This is a genomic window from Streptomyces sp. SudanB182_2057, assembly GCF_964272715.1.
GTDB lineage: Bacteria > Actinomycetota > Actinomycetes > Streptomycetales > Streptomycetaceae > Streptomyces > Streptomyces rubradiris.
This window is the reverse complement of sequence record NZ_OZ186798.1, coordinates 6,868,754-6,886,297: the sequence shown is the minus strand read 5'-3', so window position 1 is coordinate 6,886,297 and position 17,544 is coordinate 6,868,754. Positions and strand designations below refer to the sequence as shown.

Genomic DNA, 17,544 nt, shown 5'->3' with positions numbered 1-17,544 from the left:
GGTTGGGCTGAACCGCCCGCGCGGGTGACGCGTCTTGAACCTGTGAGAAGCGGTGGTGGGAAAACCCTGCGGAACGCGACGCAGGAGAGAACACTGGATGTACAGACCGACTCTTTCATCACGGGGGACGGACATGATCACGACAGAGCGAAAGATCCCGCCCATGTGCCAGCACCAGCCGCCGTGCCCGCCAGCCGAATCCGCCGACCGGGAGTCCGCCCGCCTTGTGGCGCACCACCCGGAGCAGGGGTGGAGCCTGCTGTGCAACGGCGTCCTGCTCTTCGAGGACACCGGTGAGCTGCTGCCCGACGGCCGCATCATCGCCCCGCACCGCCCGCTCGGCGCGGAGCAGGTGATGACCGCCGCCTGAGCAGGCACAGCAATCCAGGGGCCGGCCGCACGCACCCGTGCGCACCGGCCCCGACGCATGCCGGGACGCTCCTCGCGGATCGGGCGGCACCGGTGCCGCCCGGCTGGTCGGATCCCCGATCCCGGGGTGGGATGGAGACAAGGAGCCTCGGCAGGCGGGCACCCCGCTCGTGCCCGTACCCGTGGTGCCGGTGCCCGTGCGGAACGGTGGAGCGATGTCCGGTGACGACACCTCGGCGGTGGCCCGGGTGGTGGTCGGGGTCAGCGGTTCCCTGAGCAGTGTCACGGCCCTGTGGTGGGCCACCACGCCGGCCCGACGGCTGGGCGCCGAGCTGTGGCCGGTGCCGGCCTGGGCACCACCGGGTGGTGACGCGGCCGCGCGGCGCTCCGCCGCCGGGGAGTGGCAGCGACCGGCCGAGCAGCGGCTGGCCGCGGTGCTCGACGAGGTCTTCGGCGCCGAGCCGGCCGGCGTGCCGACGCACCCCGTCGTCGTACGCGACTCCCCGGGCCGGGCGCTGGTGCGCATCGCGGACCGGGAGGACGACGTCCTGGTGGTGGGCGCGGGACGGCGCGGCCTGCGGCGGGCCTTCACGGGACGGGTCTCCCGGCACTGCCTGGCCCACGCGAGCTGCCCGGTCCTGGCGGTCCCCCCGTCCCCACTCCAGACGGTCCACCGCCGCAACGCCTGGCACCTGCGCATCGACACCCGCGACCTGTGAGCCGGGACCGGGTCGCGCCGGGCCCCGGCGATACGGTTCCGTCAAGAACGGCCGCCCGGCCGTCAGGGCGCCGTCAACGGAGGGCCCTGAGGGCCGCCCGCGGGACTACCGTTTCTCGCATGGAGCACCGCGACGACACCCGCCCCCTGGCGACCGGCCGGGACCTGTCCGGCACCGCGGCCGTGGCGTACGACCGCAGCTGGGCCGGGGAGGTACGCGGCGCGGTCCGCTACGCCGCCGCGCTGCTCGGGCTGTCGCTGTGTCTGGACGGGGCGGCCGGCTCGCTGACCTGGTGGCGCGGCGTCCTGTGGCTGGTGACGGCCCTGCTGCTGCTCCTCGTCCTGTACCCGGCGCGCGTGTCGGCCGGGCAGGGCTGGCTGGCCTCCCGCCGCCTGGGGCGCACCCGCCGGGTCCGTACCGATCTGCTGATCGCGGTGCGCCCGCTGGACGGTGTCAGCCGGCGGCTGGTGCTGCGCGACGCCCTGGGCCACCGGGTGGAGATCGACCCCGAGGTGCTGGTCCGCAACCCGGACCTGTGGTACCGGCTCGACGAGGGTGCCCGGCGCGCCGAGACCGCCGGCATCCTGCTGACCGGTACGACCGCCCTGCACGCCCTCGCCCGCCGCGTGGACCGCGAGACCGCGCTCAGCGTGTTCCGCGCGTCCGGCATGGAGTAGCGGCTCCCGGGCCGGCCGGCGGCGGCCTCGGACACCGAAGGCCCGCTGGCCCTCGACCTCGAACACCACGGAGCCGGGTCCCCCTTCGGCGACGGTACGTGCTCCGTGCCCCGTGCCGCATGACACCGGGCGACCTCACCCCCCCGGCACGCCCCCTCGTACGCCCCTCGTACGCCATGACCCTCAGTGGCCGTCGCCCAGTCGTACCCGGCAGCCCCACCGTCAGGTCGCCCACTCGGCGCCGGCTCGGTGGACCGGTCCCGGCCTCCCCTTCTTCCTGCGCCCCCGGCGTTCGCGGGCCATTCTTAACGCAAGCTTGACGCCGTCGACCCGATGATCCGCAGGCCCGAGCGTCACTCTCTGCTTACGCTGGTGCCGCCGTCCGGGTGATGGCCGGAAAGAGCCGCCGTACGTCAGGAGCACGCCGATGGCCACGACCGAACGCCCTCCCAGTACCGGCCGCCTGCGCGCCTGGATGCTGGAGGGTCTGTCCGACCTGGCCAAACAGCATCCGGGTCCGCACGCCGAGCCGGAGCCCGCCCACAAGGGCCAGCGCTGGTGGCGGGTGATGTGCCTGACCGGTGTCGACTACTTCTCCACCCTCGGTTACCAGCCCGGCATCGCGGCCCTGGCGGCCGGTCTGCTGTCACCGGTGGCCACCATCGTGCTGGTCGTCGTCACGCTGGCCGGCGCCCTGCCGGTCTACCGGCGTGTGGCCGAGGAGAGCCCGCGCGGCGAGGGGTCCATCGCGATGCTGGAGCGGCTGCTCTCCTTCTGGAAGGGCAAGCTGTTCGTCCTCACCCTGCTGGGATTCGCGGCGACCGACTTCCTGATCACCATCACGCTCTCGGCCGCCGACGCCTCCACCCACCTGGTGGAGAACCCGCATCTGACGGAGGCCCTTCAGGGCAAGCAGATGCTGATCACCCTGTTCCTGGTGGCCCTGCTCGGCGCGGTGTTCCTCAAGGGCTTCCTGGAGGCCATCGGCGTCGCGGTCGCGCTGGTCGGCGTCTATCTCCTGCTCAACGTCGTCGTCGTGATCACCGGCCTGTGGCACGTCGTCACCGCCGGGCATGTGATCACCGACTGGACCGGCGCGCTGACCACGGAGCACGGCAACGTCTTCGTGATGATCGGCGTGGCGCTGATCGTCTTCCCGAAACTCGCCCTCGGCCTGTCCGGCTTCGAGACCGGCGTCGCCGTCATGCCGCACGTCCAAGGCGACCCGGGTGACACCGACGAGCGGCCGGCCGGCCGGATCCGGGACACCAAGAAGTTGCTGACCACCGCCGCGCTGGTGATGAGCTGCTTCCTGATCACCACCAGCTTCATCACGACGCTGCTCATCCCGGAGCGGGAGTTCAAGCCGGGCGGCGACGCCAACGGCCGCGCGCTCGCCTACCTCGCGCACGAGTACCTCGGCAACGCCTTCGGCACGGTGTACGACGTCTCGACGATCGCCATCCTGTGGTTCGCGGGCGCCTCCGCCATGGCCGGACTGCTCAACCTGATGCCGCGCTACCTGCCCCGCTACGGCATGGCCCCGCACTGGGCCCGGGCGGTACGCCCGATGGTCATCGTCTTCACCCTGGTCGCCTTCCTGGTGACGTGGATCTTCGACGCCGACGTCGACAAGCAGGGCGGTGCCTACGCCACCGGTGTGCTGGTGCTGATCAGCTCCGCCGCGATCGCCGTGACCATCGCCGCGCGCAGGGCGGGCCAGCGCGGCTGGACCCTGGCGTTCGGGGCGATCTCGGCGGTGTTCCTCTACACGACCGTGGTGAACGTCATCGAGCGTCCCGACGGTGTGAAGATCGGTGCCTGCTTCATCGTCGGGATCATGCTGATATCGCTGCTGTCCCGGCTGGCCCGCGCCTTCGAGCTGCGCGTGACCCACGTGTCGCTCGACCCGATGGCGGAGCGGTTCGTCCGGGACATGGCCCACCGGCGCATCCGTTTCATCGCCAACAAGCCGGGGCGGCGGGACCAGGCCGAATACCGGGACAAGGCCGAGCAGATCAGGGCCGACAACGACCTGCCGGAGCAGGAGGACTTCGTCTTCGTCGAGGTCACCGTCACCGATCCGTCCGAGTTCGAGGCGGGGCTGGCCGTGCGCGGCGAGGTGCTGCACGACCGCTACCGGGTGCTGACGCTGGAGTCCGCCTCCGTCCCGAACGCCCTCGCCGCGCTGCTGCTGCACGTCCGGGACACCACGGGCCGCACCCCGCACATCTACTTCGAGTGGACCGAGGGCAATCCGTTCGCCAACTTCCTCCGTTTCTTCCTCTTCGGCCAGGGCGAGGTCGCCCCGGTCACCCGTGAGGTACTACGCGTGGCGGAACCGGACCGCGAACGCCGCCCCCGGGTGCACACCGGTTGAGCCGGCCGTAACACCAAGCAGCCACGCTATATCGCGTTATACCGGTGTGGTCGGCCCCGAACACATGGTTCCCGGCGGTTGCCCCTATCGTGACCGGCATGCAGTCCTACACGATCGGCCAGGCCGCGCGGCTGCTCGGCGTCAGCGCCGACACCGCCCGCCGCTGGGCCGACGCGGGCCGGGTGGCCACCCATCGCGACGAGTCCGGGCGCCGGCTCATCGACGGCAGGGACCTCGCCGCGTTCTCCGTCGAACTCGCCAAGGGTGACAGCGGCGAGGAAGAGACCTCGTACACCTCCGCCCGCAACGCCTTCCCCGGCATCGTCACCGCGATCAAGCTCGGCGACGTAGCCGCCCAGGTGGAGATCCAGGCGGGCCCGCACCGGCTGGTGTCGCTGCTGACCCGGGAAGCCGTGGAGGAACTGGGCCTGGAGGTCGGCATGGAGGCCACCGCGCGCGTGAAGTCGACCAACGTGCACATCGACCGCGTCTGACCGGCCCGCGCCCCGGGGCCGCTCCCCCTGTCTCCACCGCCCCGGCCACGCCCCCGACACCCATGCCGTACGAACGCACATGCAAGCTACAAGCCCCGTACTCCCGGCTCATGCGATGCGACAGGAGACTTCTGCCTCGCAGATGCGGCAGTATCATCGCCGCACGGCCGATCAACGGGCGTGCCAGGGCGCGACCGTTGTCCCAGAACCGAGGAGTCGATCCGTGATGACCCGTTCCGTGCGCCGGACCCGGCGGATGCTGCGACTGGCCGGAGCCGGAGCCGCCGCCGCGCTGGCCCTGAGCGCCTGTTCCTCCTCGTCGGACTCGTCCGGGAAATCCGGCTCCTCGGGCCCGTCGGCTTCCCCGGAGCTGTCCGGCACGGTCACCGTGTTCGCCGCCGCCTCCCTGAAGGAGAGCTTCACGGCCCTCGGCAAGGAGTTCGAGCACCGGCACCCCGGGACCAAGGTCAGCTTCAGCTTCGGCGGCAGCGACACCCTCGCCGCGAGCATCACCGGCGGCGCCCCCGCCGACGTCTTCGCCGCGGCCAGCTCCAGGACGATGAAGACCGTGTCGGACGCGGGAGAAGCGTCCGGCGCCCCGGTCACCTTCGTGCGCAACCAGTTGGAGATCGCCACCCGGCCGGGCAACCCCGCGAAGGTGTCCTCCCTGAAGGACCTCACCAAGTCCGGGCTGAAGGTCGTCCTGTGCGACAGGACCGTGCCCTGCGGTGCCGCCGCGCGAAAGGCCCTGGACGCCGCCGGGATCGAGCTCACCCCGGTCTCCTACGAGCAGGACGTCAAGAGCGCCCTGAACAAGGTGGAGCTGGACGAGGCGGACGCCGCGGTCGTCTACAAGACCGATGTGAGGGCCGCGAAGGGCAAGGTGCAGGGCGTGGAGTTCCCCGAGTCCGCCGGCGCCGTCAACGACTACCCGATCACCGTGCTGAAGAACGGGCAGAATGCCGAGGCGGCCCGGGCATTCATCGCCCTCGTGCGGTCCGCCGACGGCCAGAAGGTGCTGGGCGAGGCCGGGTTCCTCAAGCCGTGACCTCGCCCGACAAGCCCGGCGCCGCGGCCGGCCTCCGCACGGGCCCGCCGCGACGCCGCCGCGCCGGCGCGGGCGGCCGGCGCGGGGTGCCGTTGCCGCTGCTGCTGCCGGGCCTGCTGGCGCTGGCGTTCCTGCTGCTGCCGCTGCTCGCGCTGCTCGTCCGCGCGCCCTGGCGCTCCTTGCCGGAGCAGCTGGGCAGCACCGAGGTGTGGCAGGCGCTCCAGCTGTCGCTGATCAGCGCCACCGCGGCGACCGCCGTGAGCCTCGTCCTCGGCGTGCCGCTGGCCTGGCTGCTGGCCCGTACGGACTTCCCCGGCCGTGGCCTGGTACGGGCCCTGGTCACCCTGCCGCTGGTGCTGCCTCCGGTCGTCGGCGGCGTGGCGCTGCTGCTGGCCCTGGGCCGCAACGGGGTCGTCGGGCGGTGGCTGGACGCGTGGTTCGGGATCACGCTGCCGTTCACCACCACCGGGGTCGTGATCGCGGAGGCGTTCGTGGCGATGCCGTTCCTGGTGATCAGCGTCGAGGGCACCCTGCGCGCCGCCGACCCGCGCTACGAGGAGGCGGCCACCACGCTCGGCGCCTCCCGCTTCACCGCGTTCCGCCGGGTCACGCTGCCGCTGATCGCGCCCGGCATCGCGGCCGGCGCGGTGCTGGCCTGGGCGCGGGCGCTCGGCGAGTTCGGCGCGACGATCACCTTCGCGGGCAACTTCCCCGGCCGCACCCAGACCATGCCCCTCTCGGTCTACCTCGCCCTCCAGAACGACCCGGAGGCCGCCATCGCCCTCAGCCTCGTGCTGCTCACCGTGTCGATCGCGGTCCTGGCAGCCCTCAGGGACCGCTGGATGACAACCCCATGACCCACACCGACCGCCACCCCGACGAGCGACCCGCCGACAGCACCACCCCCACCCCACCCGAACCCGCCGACAGCGCTCCGCCCCCGTCGACCGGCCTCGACGCCCGCCTCGTGGTCGACCGCCCCGCCTTCCGCCTGGACGTGACCCTCACGGCCGCCCCCGGCGAGGTCGTCGCCCTCCTCGGCCCCAACGGCGCCGGAAAGACCACCGCCCTGCGCGCCCTCGCGGGCCTCACCCCCCTCACGGACGGCCACCTGCGCCTGGACGGCACCCCCCTGGAGCACACGCCCCCCGAGGCCCGTCCGGTCGGCGTCGTCTTCCAGGACTACCTGCTCTTCCCCCACCTGTCCGCCCTGGACAACGTCGCCTTCGGCCCCCGCTGCCAGGGCGTGGGCAAGGCCGAGGCCCGCGCTCAGGCGGCGGCCTGGCTGGACCGCATGGGCCTGGCCGGCCACGCGGCCACCAAGCCACGCCGTCTGTCCGGCGGCCAGGCCCAGCGCGTGGCCCTCGCCCGCGCCCTCGCCACCCGCCCCCGCCTGCTGCTCCTGGACGAGCCGCTGGCGGCCCTGGACGCCCGTACCCGCCTGGAGGTCCGCGCCGGGCTCCGCCGCCATCTGGCCGAGTTCGAGGCGGTCTCCGTACTGGTCACGCACGACCCGCTGGACGCCATGGTGCTCGCGGACCGCCTGGTGGTCGTGGAGCACGGCCGGGTCGTACAGCGCGGCGCCCCTGCCGACATCGCCCGGCACCCGCGCACGGACTACATCGCCCGGCTCGTCGGCCTCAACCTCTACCGGGGACAGGCCGCCGGGCACACCGTACGGCTCGACTACGGGCCCGCGATCACTACGACGGAGGAGCTGTCCGGACCGGCCTTCGTGGCGTTCCCGCCGTCCGCCGTGACCCTGTTCCGGGACCGGCCCTCCGGGGTGAGCGCCCGCAACCTGTGGCGTTGCGAGGTCACCGGCCTGGAGACGCACGGCGACCGGATCCGCGCCGACCTCACCGGCGAACTCCCGCTCGCCGCGGACCTGACGACGGTGGCCGCCGCCGAGCTGGGCCTGCGCCCCGGTGCACCGGTCTGGGCGACGGTGAAGGCGACCCAGACCCACGCATACCCGGCCTGACCGGACCCGCGCCCTACGGTGGGTGCCCATGACCCTGAGCATCCGCAACCAGTTGCCCGGCACCGTCACCGAGGTCCACGCAGGCCAGGTCATGGCCACCGTCGACGTCCGGCTGGACGGCGGCCCGCACCTGTTGGCCGCCATCACCCTGGAGGCCGCCGAGCAGCTCTCCCTCGCGCCCGGCCGGCCCGTGCACGCCCTGGTGAAGTCCACCGGGGTCGCCCTCGCCGCCCGCCCGGCCGAAGGGCTGTCCATCCGCAACCGGTTCCCCGGCACCGTCACCGAGGTCCGTCCGGGCGAGGTCATGGCCTCCGTGAAGGTCGCCACGGCCGCCGGCGAACTCACCGCCGTCATCACCAGGGACGCGGTCGCCGACCTCGGCCTCTTCGCGGGCTCGGAGGTCATCGCCCTGATCAAGGCGACCGAGGTCGCGCTGGCGGCCCCGTAACAACGGAAAGGCCCCGCCCGGGGAACCTGACGTTCCGGGCGGGGCCTTACGAGCGGCGGTTCGCTCAGTCCTCGTAGGCGTCCAGCGGCGGGCAGGAGCACACCAGGTTGCGGTCGCCGAAGGCCTGGTCGATGCGGCGCACCGGCGGCCAGTACTTGTCGGCGGCCGAGCCGCCGGCCGGGAAGACGGCCTGCTCACGGCTGTAGGCGTGCGCCCACTCGCCGCCCAGCGCCGCAGCGGTGTGCGGGGCGTTCCGCAGCGGGTTGTCCTCCGCGGGCCACTCGCCCGAGCCGACCTTCTCGATCTCCGCGCGGATGGCGATCATCGCGTCGCAGAAACGGTCCAGCTCGGTGATGTCCTCCGACTCGGTCGGCTCGATCATCAGGGTGCCGGCCACCGGGAAGGACATGGTCGGCGCGTGGAAGCCGTAGTCGATCAGGCGCTTGGCGACATCGTCCACGCTCACGCCGGTCGCCTTGGTGATCGGGCGCAGGTCGATGATGCACTCGTGGGCGACCAGTCCGCCGGGGCCGGTGTAGAGCACCGGGTAGTGCGGCTCCAGGCGCTTGGCGATGTAGTTCGCCGACAGCACGGCCACCTGGGTGGCCCGCTTCAGGCCCTCGCCGCCCATCAGCCGGACGTACGCCCAGGAGATGGGCAGGATGCCCGCGCTGCCCCAGGGGGCCGCCGAGATCGGGCCCACGCCCGTCTCCGGGCCGGCCTCCGGCTGGAGCGGGTGGTTCGGCAGGTACGGCGCGAGGTGCGACCGGACCGCGACCGGACCGACGCCCGGACCGCCGCCGCCGTGCGGGATGCAGAAGGTCTTGTGCAGGTTCAGGTGGGAGACGTCACCGCCGAAGTGGCCCGGCTTGGCGAGGCCGACGAGCGCGTTGAGGTTGGCGCCGTCGACGTACACCTGACCGCCGGCCTCGTGGACCTGGGCGCAGATGTCGGCGACGTGCTCCTCGAACACACCGTGCGTCGACGGGTAGGTGATCATCAGCACGGCCAGCTCGTCGCGGTGCCGCTCGATCTTGGCGCGCAGGTCCTCGACGTCGATCTCGCCGTCCTCGGCGGTCTTGACGACGACGACCTTCATGCCGGCCATCACGGCGCTGGCGGCGTTGGTGCCGTGCGCGGAGGACGGGATCAGGCAGACGGTGCGCTGGTCGTCGCCGTTGGCGCGGTGGTAGCCGCGGACGGCGAGCAGACCGGCCAGCTCGCCCTGGGAGCCGGCGTTCGGCTGGAGGGAGACCTTGTCGTAGCCGGTGACCTCGGCGAGACGGTCCTCCAGCTCGCGGATGAGGGTGAGGTAGCCCTGCGCCTGCTCGGCGGGCGCGAAGGGGTGCAGCTGCCCGAACTCGGGCCAGGTGACCGGCTCCATCTCGGTGGTCGCGTTGAGCTTCATGGTGCAGGAGCCCAGCGGGATCATGCCGCGGTCGAGCGCGTAGTCGCGGTCGGCCAGCCTGCGCAGGTAGCGCAGCATGGCGGTCTCGGAGCGGTGCTGGTGGAAGACCGGGTGGGTGAGGTAGTCGTCGGTGCGCAGCAGCGCCTCGGGCAGGGCGTCCTCGGCGGTCGCGTCCAGCGCCTCGATGTCGGCCTCGGCGCCGAAGGCGGACCAGACGGCGTCCAGCCCGGCCCGGTCGGTGGTCTCGTCGCAGGCCATGGAGACGTGGTCGGCGTCGACCAGCCGCAGGTTGACGCCGTTGTCCCGGGCGGCGGCGACGATCCCGGCGGCCTTGCCGGGCACGCGCGCGGTGACCGTGTCGAAGAAGGCGCCGTGGACGATCTCGACACCGGCGGCCTTCAGGCCCTCGGCGAGGAGGGTGGCGTAGCGGTGCGTGCGCCGCGCGATGGTCTTCAGTCCCTCGGGCCCGTGGTAAACGGCGTACATGCCGGCCATGACGGCGAGCAGCACCTGCGCGGTACAGATGTTGCTGGTGGCCTTCTCACGGCGGATGTGCTGCTCACGGGTCTGCAGCGCGAGCCGGTAGGCCTTGTGGCCGTCGGCGTCGACGGAGACGCCGACCAGGCGGCCGGGCAGGCTGCGCGCGAACTTCTCGTGTACGGCCATGTAGCCGGCGTGCGGACCGCCGAAGCCCATGGGCACGCCGAAGCGCTGGGTGGTGCCCACGGCGATGTCCGCGCCCAGCTCGCCCGGCGAGGTCAGCAGGGTCAGGGCGAGCAGGTCGGCGGCCACCGTCACCAGGGCGCCCAGCTCGTGCGCCTGGTCGATGACGGGCTTGAGGTCCCGTACGGCACCGGAGGCGCCCGGGTACTGGAGCAGCACGCCGTTGATCTCGCGCTCGGCGATCTCCGCCGGGATGCCGGCGGACAGGTCGGCGACGACGACCTCCACGCCGGTCGGCTCGGCGCGGGTCTCGATCACGGCGATGGTCTGCGGCAGCGCGTCCGCGTCGACCAGGAACAGGCCCTTCTTGTTCTTGCCCATGCGCCGGGACAGGGCCATCGCCTCGGCGGCCGCCGTGCCCTCGTCCAGCAGGGAGGCGCCGGAGGTGGGCAGCCCGGTCAGCTCGGCGACCATCGTCTGGAAGTTCAGCAGGGCCTCCAGACGGCCCTGGGAGATCTCCGGCTGGTACGGCGTGTAGGCCGTGTACCAGGAGGGGTTCTCCATGACGTTGCGCAGGATGACGGGCGGGGTGAAGGTGCCGTGGTAGCCCAGGCCGATCATGGAGCGCAGGACCTGGTTGCGGTCGGCGAGCGAACGCAGTTCGGCGAGCACCTCGGCCTCGGTGCGGGCGCCCGGCAGGTCCAGGGAGTCGGCGTTCTTGATCACATCCGGGACCGCGGCGGCGGTCAGTTCGTCCAGCGAGCCGTAGCCGACCTGCGCGAGCATCTTGGCCCGCGCCTCCTGGTCGGGCCCGATGTGGCGCTGCTCGAACGGGATGCCCGCTTCGAGTTCGGAGAGCGGAATGCGATGGGCGGTCATTGCGGAGGCCTCCTGGTCTGACGCGACCTGCGAGGGGCACCCCGGCACGGGCACCCCGACGGCCTCCCCCTCTGTCATCTGCACCTGAGAGCTTCACCGGACACCCGTGGGCTCCGGCTTTCACCGTCGGTGAGGGCGGGAGCCGTCGACACCCGCCCTGCTTTCCAGAGTGACCTCGTCCGTGCGGTACGTGAGCCTGAGAGATTCCGGGGAGGAGTTGCTCCTTCGGCGCCTCCGAGGTGGTCGGAGGACTCTCCCGCGCGGGGTCAGCAGCCGCTGTCAGCCTACCAGCGAGGTCAATGGGGCAGCCTTCGAGTGGCCGCCGCCTCCAATGTGCTCTTTCGTAGTGCTTACGGATGAGTTGCGACCACGTGGAGGGAGAGGGAGCGTGCAGACCGACATCGATCCGCGCAGCCTGATCGGCCGCAAGGCGTTCGACCGCGAGGGCACCAAGATCGGCACGATCGACGAGGTGTACCTGGACGACGCGACCGGCGTGCCAGAGTGGGCGGCCATACGCACCGGACTGTTCTCCCGGGACGCCTTCGTGCCCCTGGAACCCAGCGAACTCGTCGACGGCACCCTGCGCGTCCCCTTCGACCGCGCCCTGATCAAGGGCGCACCGGACGTCGGCGTGGGCCGCCATCTCTCCCCCGAGCAGGAACTCCGGCTCTACCACCACTACGGCCTCGACACGGCCTCCCCTCCCCCGCTCCCCGACCACGACTTCGGCAGGCTGGCGGGCTCCGAAGAAACCTGACCACGCTCCTCCCGACCCCTGGACTCCTCCGGGGTCCGGGGCAAAGCCCCGTGCCGGTCACTGTCGGGCGGACCGAGAAGGGCGGACGGGCGGGAAAGGTCCGCGACCAACGGCAACGGGTCCGCGGACGCCAGCGCGGGATCGTCGACAGCAAAGGTCCGCACCCGCCCCGGCTCCGACTGAGGCGTCTCGAACCGCACCGTCACCCTCCCCAGCCCGCTCCCCTGCACCCAGCCGGGCCCGTACTCGGCGTGCCGCACATCCTGCCCGGCCCGCCAGTGCCGCTCCGCGGCCTCCGGCTGCTCCGTCTCCGCCTCGACGGCGGCCTCGTCCGGCTCCTCCACCACCGGCACCGGCATGGCCTGCGCGAACAGGTCCTCCTGGGTGTAGTCGGCGAGCCCGGACACCCCGACCCCGAGCAGCCGGACCCCGCCGGTGGTGTCCACGGAGTCCAGCAGCCGCGCCGCCGCCTCGCGGATGACGGCGGGATCGTCCGTGGGCCCTCTGAGCGTCTCGGAACGGGTCAGGGTCGAGAAGTCGTACCGCCGTACCTTGAGCACGATGGTCCGCCCGGACAGCCCGGCCCCGCGCAGCCGCCGCACGCACCGGTCGGCCAGCCGCTGCACCTCCAGGCCGACCCGCACCCGGTCGTGGATGTCCACGTCGTACGTGTCCTCCACCGACACCGACTTGGCCTCCCGCTCGGCCACCACCGGCCGCTCGTCCCGGGCGTGGGCCATCGCGTACAGCGCCTGCCCGTGCGCTTTGCCGAGCAGCCGGACCAGCTCGTCCTCGCCCGCCTCCGCCAGCTCCCGCACCGTGGTGATCCCGGCTCTGCGCAGATGGTCCCCGGTGGCCGGACCGACCCCCGGGAGCGTACGCACCGGCATGGGCGCCAGCATGTCCCGCTCGGTACCCGGCTCGATCAGCACCAGTCCGTCCGGCTTGGCCTGCTCGGAGGCGATCTTGGCGAGCATCTTGGAGGCGGCGAGCCCCACCGAACCGGTGAGCCCGGTGACCGCGCGGATGTCCGCCCGCAGCCTCTCTCCGGCCCGGCGCGCCGACTCCTCGTCCCAGGCCGCTCCCCCGGCCTCCAGGTCCACGAACGCCTCGTCCAGGCTCAGCGGCTCCACCAGCGGCGACAGCTCCCGCAGCAGCGTCATCACCTGCTCGCTGATCGCCCGGTACAAGGTGAAGCGCGGCACCAGATAGGCGGCGTTGGGGGCCAGCCGGCGCGCCTGCGCCATGGGCATCGCCGAGTGGACCCCGAACACCCGGGCCTCGTACGACGCGGTGGCAACCACACCGCGCGGTCCGAGCCCGCCCACGACGACCGCCTTCCCGCGCAGGCTCGGCTTGGACGCCTGCTCCACCGCGGCGAAGAAGGCATCCATGTCGAGATGCAGGATCGTGGGCGCGTTTCTCACATCTCCGATGCTGCACCACGCCACTGACAACGCGGTGGCACCGGGGCACCCCTCGGCGGAACCGGCCGGTGCTGAAACCGCCCGTGCGTCGCGTCAGACCGCCCGGTTGCGCCGCCGCGCCAGCTCGTCCGCGGGGTTGTGCCCGACCAGGGTCTCGCCGGTGTCGACGCGCTCGCCGTGCAGCTGGGAGAGGGCGCTTTCCACGTCCCGCCACACCACGCCGACGGCGATGCCGAAGATGCCCTGACCGCCCTGGAGCAGGGCGTGGACCTCGTCCGGCGAGGAGCACTCGTACACGGTGGCGCCGTCGCTCATCAGGGTCATCCGCTCCAGGTCACGGAAACCGCGTTCCCTCAGGTGCTGCACGGCCGTGCGGATGTTCTGCAGGGACACGCCCGTGTCGAGAAAGCGCTTCACGATCTTCAGGACGACGACGTCCCGGAAGCTGTACAGCCGCTGGGTGCCCGACCCGTAGGCGGGCCGCACGCTGGGCTCGACCAGACCGGTGCGGGCCCAGTAGTCCAGCTGTCGGTAGGTGATGCCGGCGGCAGCGCAGGCCGTGGGCCCGCGGTAGCCGATCTCCTCGGACGTCATGGACGCCACCCCTCCGCCGTTCGGCACCGCCGTCGGCAGCTGCGGAGCGTGCTCCACCGCGCCGCCGGGATGGGCATGTCCCCCGCCTGAGCGCAGCCGCGAGCTCGGGGGCGGGTACGGACCGCTTTCCCCGAAACCGCGTCCCGGGGCACCCCCGACCGTACCGTCGCCGCTGGTTCTCACGCCGACCTCCGTCCTTGACCTGCCTTCTCGACGGTAGGCAGTCACCAGGGGTGCGTCAACGATCGCCACACTCGGCACGCCGAGTGATAATCACCCTAGGAGTGGTTTCCCGTGTCCCACCGCGGGGAAAGGCTAGCCGAATGCGCTCGGGGCGAGCCGTAGGACGCTCATACTGCCGCAGGCATGTGCCAGAGCCACGGGCGTACCGAAGCCACCGGCCCCGCCGGGCGAAACCCCTGGTCCGACGGGCCGGCCGGGCCGCTCACTGGCTGCTGGTGCCGAAGTCCTCGGGGGAGATCTGGTCCAGGAACTCCCGGAACTTCTCCACCTCGTCCTCCTGCTCGTCGGGAATGGCGATGCCCGCGTCGTCCAGCACCGTGTCGCTGCCGTAGATCGGCGTACCGGTGCGCAGAGCCAGCGCTATGGCATCGGAGGGGCGGGCGCTGACCTCGACCCCACTGGCGAACACCAGCTCCGCGTAGAAGACACCTTCTCGCAGATCGGTGATGCGCACCTCGGTCAGCTCCTGGCCGACGGCCTCCAGCACGTCCTTGAACAGGTCGTGGGTCAGCGGTCGCGCGGGGGCCATGCCCTGCTGGGCGAAGGCGATCGCCGTCGCCTCCCCCGGCCCGATCCAGATGGGGAGATAGCGGTCGCCCCCCACTTCGCGCAGGAGCACGATCGGTTGGTTGGAGGGCATTTCGACCCGGACACCTACGACATCGAGCTCGTTCACACAGCAACCCTAGGCCGTGCCCGGGACGTTTGGGTAGTCGGGCCGGGAACAGGTGCCCGATCCGGCCGCCCGCGGACCCCCCGTTTCACGGGATCCGCACCCCGAGAGCGGTCTTCACCAGGGCCGCGTGCAGCTTCATCGTGAGGTCCGCCAGCTCCTTCGTACGGGCCTCGGCGTGCGCCCGGGTCTGCGGGTTGCGGTGGCGCTTGAGCGGGGCCACGATCTGGTCGACCAGACCCGCCTCGCGGTCCGCGGCCGCCTTCATCACCCTGAGGTGGCGGGGCTCGATCCCGAACCGGCCCAGCTCGGCGACCAGCGCGGCCACCGTGACGGCCTCGGCGTCGTACGCCCCGTCCTCCAGCGGAGCGATGAGCCCGTAGGACTCCCACTCCTTCAGCTCGCCCTCGTCGATGTCCGCCGCGGCCAGCAGCTCGGCCCTGCCCACCCTGGCCACCGTGGGGCCCTCCACGGCCGCGGGGGCGTCCTGCGCGGTGCGCTGGCGCCCGACCAGGGGCAGCGGGACGGCCTCGCCCCGCTCCATGGCGTCCAAGTGCTCCCGGATCACCTTGAGCGGCAGGTAGTGGTCCCGCTGCATCCGCAGGATGTGGCCGAGACGCTCGACGTCCCCGGCGCTGAACTTGCGGTACCCCGACGGGGTCCGCCGCGGCTCGACGAGCCCCTCCGACTCCAGGAAGCGGATCTTGGAGATGGTGACTTCGGGAAACTCGTCGCGCAGCACGTTCAGCACCGTGCCGATGCTCATCAGCCCACTGTCCCTGGCGGCGGTACCGCTTCCGGCACCGCCGCTCGGTGTTTGAAGCATGGACCTTCCCTCTGGGGTTCCCCCGGACACCGTCCGGGGGCGGGTCAGTAGCCCTGCCGGCTCGCGTAGAAGACCAGCCGGTACTTGCCGATCTGCACCTCGTCACCGTTCGACAGGGCGACCTGGTCGATGCGCTCGCGGTTGACGTACGTGCCGTTCAGGCTGCCCACGTCGGCCACCGTGAAGGAGCCGTCCGGGGAGCGCCGGAACTCCACGTGCCGCCGGGAGACCGTCACGTCGTCCAGGAAGATGTCGCTCTGCGGGTGCCGGCCGGCCGTCGTCAGGTCACCGTCCAGCAGGAAGCGGCTGCCCGAGTTCGGCCCCCGGCGCACGACGAGCAGCGCCGAGCCCGGCGGCAGCGCGTCCACCGCGGCCTGCGCCTCCGGGGAGAGCATCGGCAGCGGCGTCTGACCGGTCGCCTCGGAGTCGTACGCCTCCAGCCCGGAGATGGAGATCGTGGACGTCGTCTCGGAAGCCCGCTCCGGCGTCAGCCCGGGACGCAGCGGCGCCCCGCAGTGGGAACAGAACCGCGCGTTCTCCGGATTGCGGTTACCGCACCTCGTACACACCAGGACCGACATCGACGGATCCTCCTGCCGCGGCTGCCCCGCCGGGGCATTGGACGCGTACGGGCCGGAGGCGAACCCTCCACCCGTACCTGAGGTTGACGGTTGCCCGAAACCTATGCCGCCGGACTGGGCAGGGTCAACCGACGCCGCGCCCTGACCTCCCTGAATGTCACCGCCCGGACCAGCGACCTGGTCCCGGAACAGCGGGCGCTGGCCCTCCGCGTCAGGCTGTGCGCGATGGCGAGCGGTCGCGTTGTCGCTGCCCTCTCGCGCGCTCTTGCCGAACAACTTCGCAAACAACTTCACGGGCGATTCCCCTTGACCGAAACAGACCCGCCCGTGGGGCAGGACGAACCCTGATTGCCTACACCGGCCGAGCCGGACATTCTCACAACGTCCGTATCCGCCAAACAGTTTCCACCACGCACCACCCCTTCGGTGCGCCGACCCCCCGCAACCTCATGCCCTTGCCCGACGGCACCCATGCACCGCCGGTTCACTGGGAGGACGACCGAGCGTAGTCAGGCCGCTCCGCCCGCCGCAAGGCGTCCACGACGATCTTGTCCGACCGCTCGACAGTCACCGTGGCCTGCTCTTTCTTCAGAGTCTGCACCACGCCTCCAGGGATGTTCAGCGCCGGCTCCAGGTCCTGCGGCTTGCCGATGACCCTGAAACGATACGGCGCGTTGATCTTGTTCCCGTCGACGCTGACACTCCTGTCGGAGTCGGCGAAATAGGTCTCGGCGACCACCCGGACCCCGTTGACCTGGATCGCCTCCGCGCCGGCCGCGCGCAACTCCTGGATCGCGTCGAGCAGCATGTCCGCCTTGACCGTCCCCTTCGTGTCCTCGATCGTCATGGTGATGCCGGGACCCTGTGCCGCCACGGTGCCCGCCAGGATGCCGAGTTGCCTCGCCTTCTCGGCGGTCTGCCGGCGCGCCTCCGCGGCCTGGTCGGAGCTGCTCTGCAGTTCCTGACGCTGCTTTTCGAGTCCCTGCTTCTCGTCCTCAAGACGCTGAGTACGCGAATCCAGTTCATCGAGGATACGTACAAGATCTTCTTGGCGTGCGCCGCGCAACGCGCTGTCGGTGTCGCTGTTCGACGCCACCTGCACGGCCAGGCCGAAGCCGAGACCGAACAGCAGCAGCGCGACGATGAGTTGCGCCCGGGTGAAACGCGGCGGCCACAGGCCCTTGACGAGCCGCTGCCGGCCCGTCAGCGGCTGCGGGGACCGCTCCTCGGCCCGCGGGCCGGTGCCGGGTGCGGGCACCGGCACCTCGGCCGGCAGCTCCCTGCGCAGCCCGTTCCCCGGCCGGTCGTCCCGGTCGGCGTGGGCGTGCCGTCCCTCTTCGATGTTCCGCTCGTTCCGGTCGCTCATGGTGG

General features: G+C 71.9%; 17 protein-coding genes and 1 riboswitch. Of the genes, 10 read left to right on the top strand and 7 right to left on the bottom strand.

Features of this window, described 5'->3' with window-relative positions:
* The first annotated feature begins 163 nt into the window (after positions 1–163).
* The 9 genes from ACSURM_RS30600 (at position 164) to ACSURM_RS30560 (ending at position 8,119) form a co-directional block, all read left to right on the top strand.
* On the top strand, positions 164–370 hold the full coding sequence (locus ACSURM_RS30600; protein ID WP_030603474.1) for a DUF5999 family protein: 207 nt from the start codon (positions 164–166) through the stop codon (positions 368–370).
* 214 nt (positions 371–584) lie between these two features.
* Positions 585–1,088: a universal stress protein gene (locus tag ACSURM_RS30595; RefSeq protein WP_436958998.1), complete on the top strand. Its 504-nt coding sequence runs from the start codon at positions 585–587 to the stop codon at positions 1,086–1,088.
* Between the two features lie 119 nt (positions 1,089–1,207).
* Positions 1,208–1,765, top strand: coding sequence for a hypothetical protein (locus ACSURM_RS30590; protein WP_436958997.1), 558 nt, complete (start codon positions 1,208–1,210; stop codon positions 1,763–1,765).
* 427 nt (positions 1,766–2,192) lie between these two features.
* On the top strand, positions 2,193–4,145 hold the full coding sequence (locus tag ACSURM_RS30585; RefSeq protein WP_436958996.1) for an amino acid transporter: 1,953 nt from the start codon (positions 2,193–2,195) through the stop codon (positions 4,143–4,145).
* Between the two features lie 98 nt (positions 4,146–4,243).
* Positions 4,244–4,639 carry a TOBE domain-containing protein gene (locus tag ACSURM_RS30580; protein ID WP_436958995.1) on the top strand — a complete coding sequence of 132 codons (396 nt, stop codon included), beginning with the start codon at positions 4,244–4,246 and terminating at the stop codon, positions 4,637–4,639.
* Between the two features lie 226 nt (positions 4,640–4,865).
* Positions 4,866–5,687 carry a molybdate ABC transporter substrate-binding protein gene (modA, locus tag ACSURM_RS30575; RefSeq protein ID WP_436961213.1) on the top strand — a complete coding sequence of 274 codons (822 nt, stop codon included), beginning with the start codon at positions 4,866–4,868 and terminating at the stop codon, positions 5,685–5,687.
* Positions 5,684–6,544, top strand: a complete 861-nt coding sequence (modB, locus tag ACSURM_RS30570; RefSeq protein WP_436958994.1) for a molybdate ABC transporter permease subunit — start codon at positions 5,684–5,686, stop codon at positions 6,542–6,544. Before modA ends, modB begins: the two co-directional genes overlap by 4 nt.
* The gene (locus tag ACSURM_RS30565; protein WP_436958993.1) at positions 6,541–7,671 is read left to right on the top strand and encodes an ABC transporter ATP-binding protein; all 1,131 of its coding nucleotides are present in this window, start codon (positions 6,541–6,543) and stop codon (positions 7,669–7,671) included. Before modB ends, ACSURM_RS30565 begins: the two co-directional genes overlap by 4 nt.
* A 28-nt stretch (positions 7,672–7,699) precedes the next feature.
* Positions 7,700–8,119 carry a TOBE domain-containing protein gene (locus ACSURM_RS30560; RefSeq protein ID WP_436958992.1) on the top strand — a complete coding sequence of 140 codons (420 nt, stop codon included), beginning with the start codon at positions 7,700–7,702 and terminating at the stop codon, positions 8,117–8,119.
* A gap of 64 nt (positions 8,120–8,183) precedes the next feature.
* On the opposite strand, the gene gcvP is transcribed toward ACSURM_RS30560, so the two are convergent.
* Entirely contained in the window at positions 8,184–11,069 is a 2,886-nt protein-coding gene (gcvP, locus tag ACSURM_RS30555) for an aminomethyl-transferring glycine dehydrogenase (RefSeq protein WP_436958991.1), read from the bottom strand.
* 174 nt (positions 11,070–11,243) lie between these two features.
* A riboswitch (glycine riboswitch) is annotated at positions 11,244–11,338 on the bottom strand.
* 119 nt (positions 11,339–11,457) lie between these two features.
* On the opposite strand from gcvP, the gene ACSURM_RS30550 reads away from it, so the two are divergent.
* Positions 11,458–11,829, top strand: a complete 372-nt coding sequence (locus tag ACSURM_RS30550; RefSeq protein WP_436958990.1) for a PRC-barrel domain-containing protein — start codon at positions 11,458–11,460, stop codon at positions 11,827–11,829.
* On the opposite strand, the gene ACSURM_RS30545 is transcribed toward ACSURM_RS30550, so the two are convergent.
* The 6 genes from ACSURM_RS30545 to ACSURM_RS30520 form a co-directional block, all read right to left on the bottom strand.
* A complete protein-coding gene (locus ACSURM_RS30545) occupies positions 11,751–13,256 on the bottom strand; it encodes a DNA polymerase IV (RefSeq protein ID WP_436958989.1) in 1,506 nt (501 codons plus the stop codon). The two genes, ACSURM_RS30550 and ACSURM_RS30545, sit on opposite strands and share 79 nt — an antisense overlap.
* Before the next feature lie 93 nt (positions 13,257–13,349).
* Positions 13,350–14,033: a MerR family transcriptional regulator gene (locus ACSURM_RS30540; RefSeq protein WP_436958988.1), complete on the bottom strand. Its 684-nt coding sequence runs from the start codon at positions 14,031–14,033 to the stop codon at positions 13,350–13,352.
* 262 nt (positions 14,034–14,295) lie between these two features.
* Entirely contained in the window at positions 14,296–14,769 is a 474-nt protein-coding gene (locus ACSURM_RS30535; protein WP_026253112.1) for a bifunctional nuclease family protein, read from the bottom strand.
* An 85-nt stretch (positions 14,770–14,854) separates the two neighbouring features.
* Positions 14,855–15,592: a transcriptional regulator FtsR gene (gene ftsR, locus ACSURM_RS30530; RefSeq protein ID WP_436958987.1), complete on the bottom strand. Its 738-nt coding sequence runs from the start codon at positions 15,590–15,592 to the stop codon at positions 14,855–14,857.
* 44 nt (positions 15,593–15,636) lie between these two features.
* The gene (locus tag ACSURM_RS30525; protein ID WP_189998659.1) at positions 15,637–16,467 is read right to left on the bottom strand and encodes an FHA domain-containing protein; all 831 of its coding nucleotides are present in this window, start codon (positions 16,465–16,467) and stop codon (positions 15,637–15,639) included.
* A 190-nt stretch (positions 16,468–16,657) separates the two neighbouring features.
* The gene (locus ACSURM_RS30520) at positions 16,658–17,539 is read right to left on the bottom strand and encodes a DUF881 domain-containing protein (protein ID WP_436961212.1); all 882 of its coding nucleotides are present in this window, start codon (positions 17,537–17,539) and stop codon (positions 16,658–16,660) included.
* Positions 17,540–17,544 lie beyond the last annotated feature (5 nt).

Excerpts from the sequence above, each read along its gene's own strand:
- ACSURM_RS30600 (WP_030603474.1), top strand. The coding sequence starts at position 164 with ATGTGCCAGCACCAGCCGCCGTGCCCGCCAGCCGAATCCGCCGACCGG.
- ACSURM_RS30595 (WP_436958998.1), top strand. The coding sequence starts at position 585 with ATGTCCGGTGACGACACCTCGGCGGTGGCCCGGGTGGTGGTCGGGGTC.
- ACSURM_RS30590 (WP_436958997.1), top strand. The coding sequence starts at position 1,208 with ATGGAGCACCGCGACGACACCCGCCCCCTGGCGACCGGCCGGGACCTG.
- ACSURM_RS30585 (WP_436958996.1), top strand. The coding sequence starts at position 2,193 with ATGGCCACGACCGAACGCCCTCCCAGTACCGGCCGCCTGCGCGCCTGG.
- ACSURM_RS30580 (WP_436958995.1), top strand. The coding sequence starts at position 4,244 with ATGCAGTCCTACACGATCGGCCAGGCCGCGCGGCTGCTCGGCGTCAGC.
- modA (WP_436961213.1), top strand. The coding sequence starts at position 4,866 with ATGACCCGTTCCGTGCGCCGGACCCGGCGGATGCTGCGACTGGCCGGA.
- ACSURM_RS30565 (WP_436958993.1), top strand. The coding sequence starts at position 6,541 with ATGACCCACACCGACCGCCACCCCGACGAGCGACCCGCCGACAGCACC.
- ACSURM_RS30560 (WP_436958992.1), top strand. The coding sequence starts at position 7,700 with ATGACCCTGAGCATCCGCAACCAGTTGCCCGGCACCGTCACCGAGGTC.
- gcvP (WP_436958991.1), bottom strand. The coding sequence starts at position 11,069 with ATGACCGCCCATCGCATTCCGCTCTCCGAACTCGAAGCGGGCATCCCG.
- ftsR (WP_436958987.1), bottom strand. The coding sequence starts at position 15,592 with ATGCTTCAAACACCGAGCGGCGGTGCCGGAAGCGGTACCGCCGCCAGG.
- ACSURM_RS30520 (WP_436961212.1), bottom strand. The coding sequence starts at position 17,539 with ATGAGCGACCGGAACGAGCGGAACATCGAAGAGGGACGGCACGCCCAC.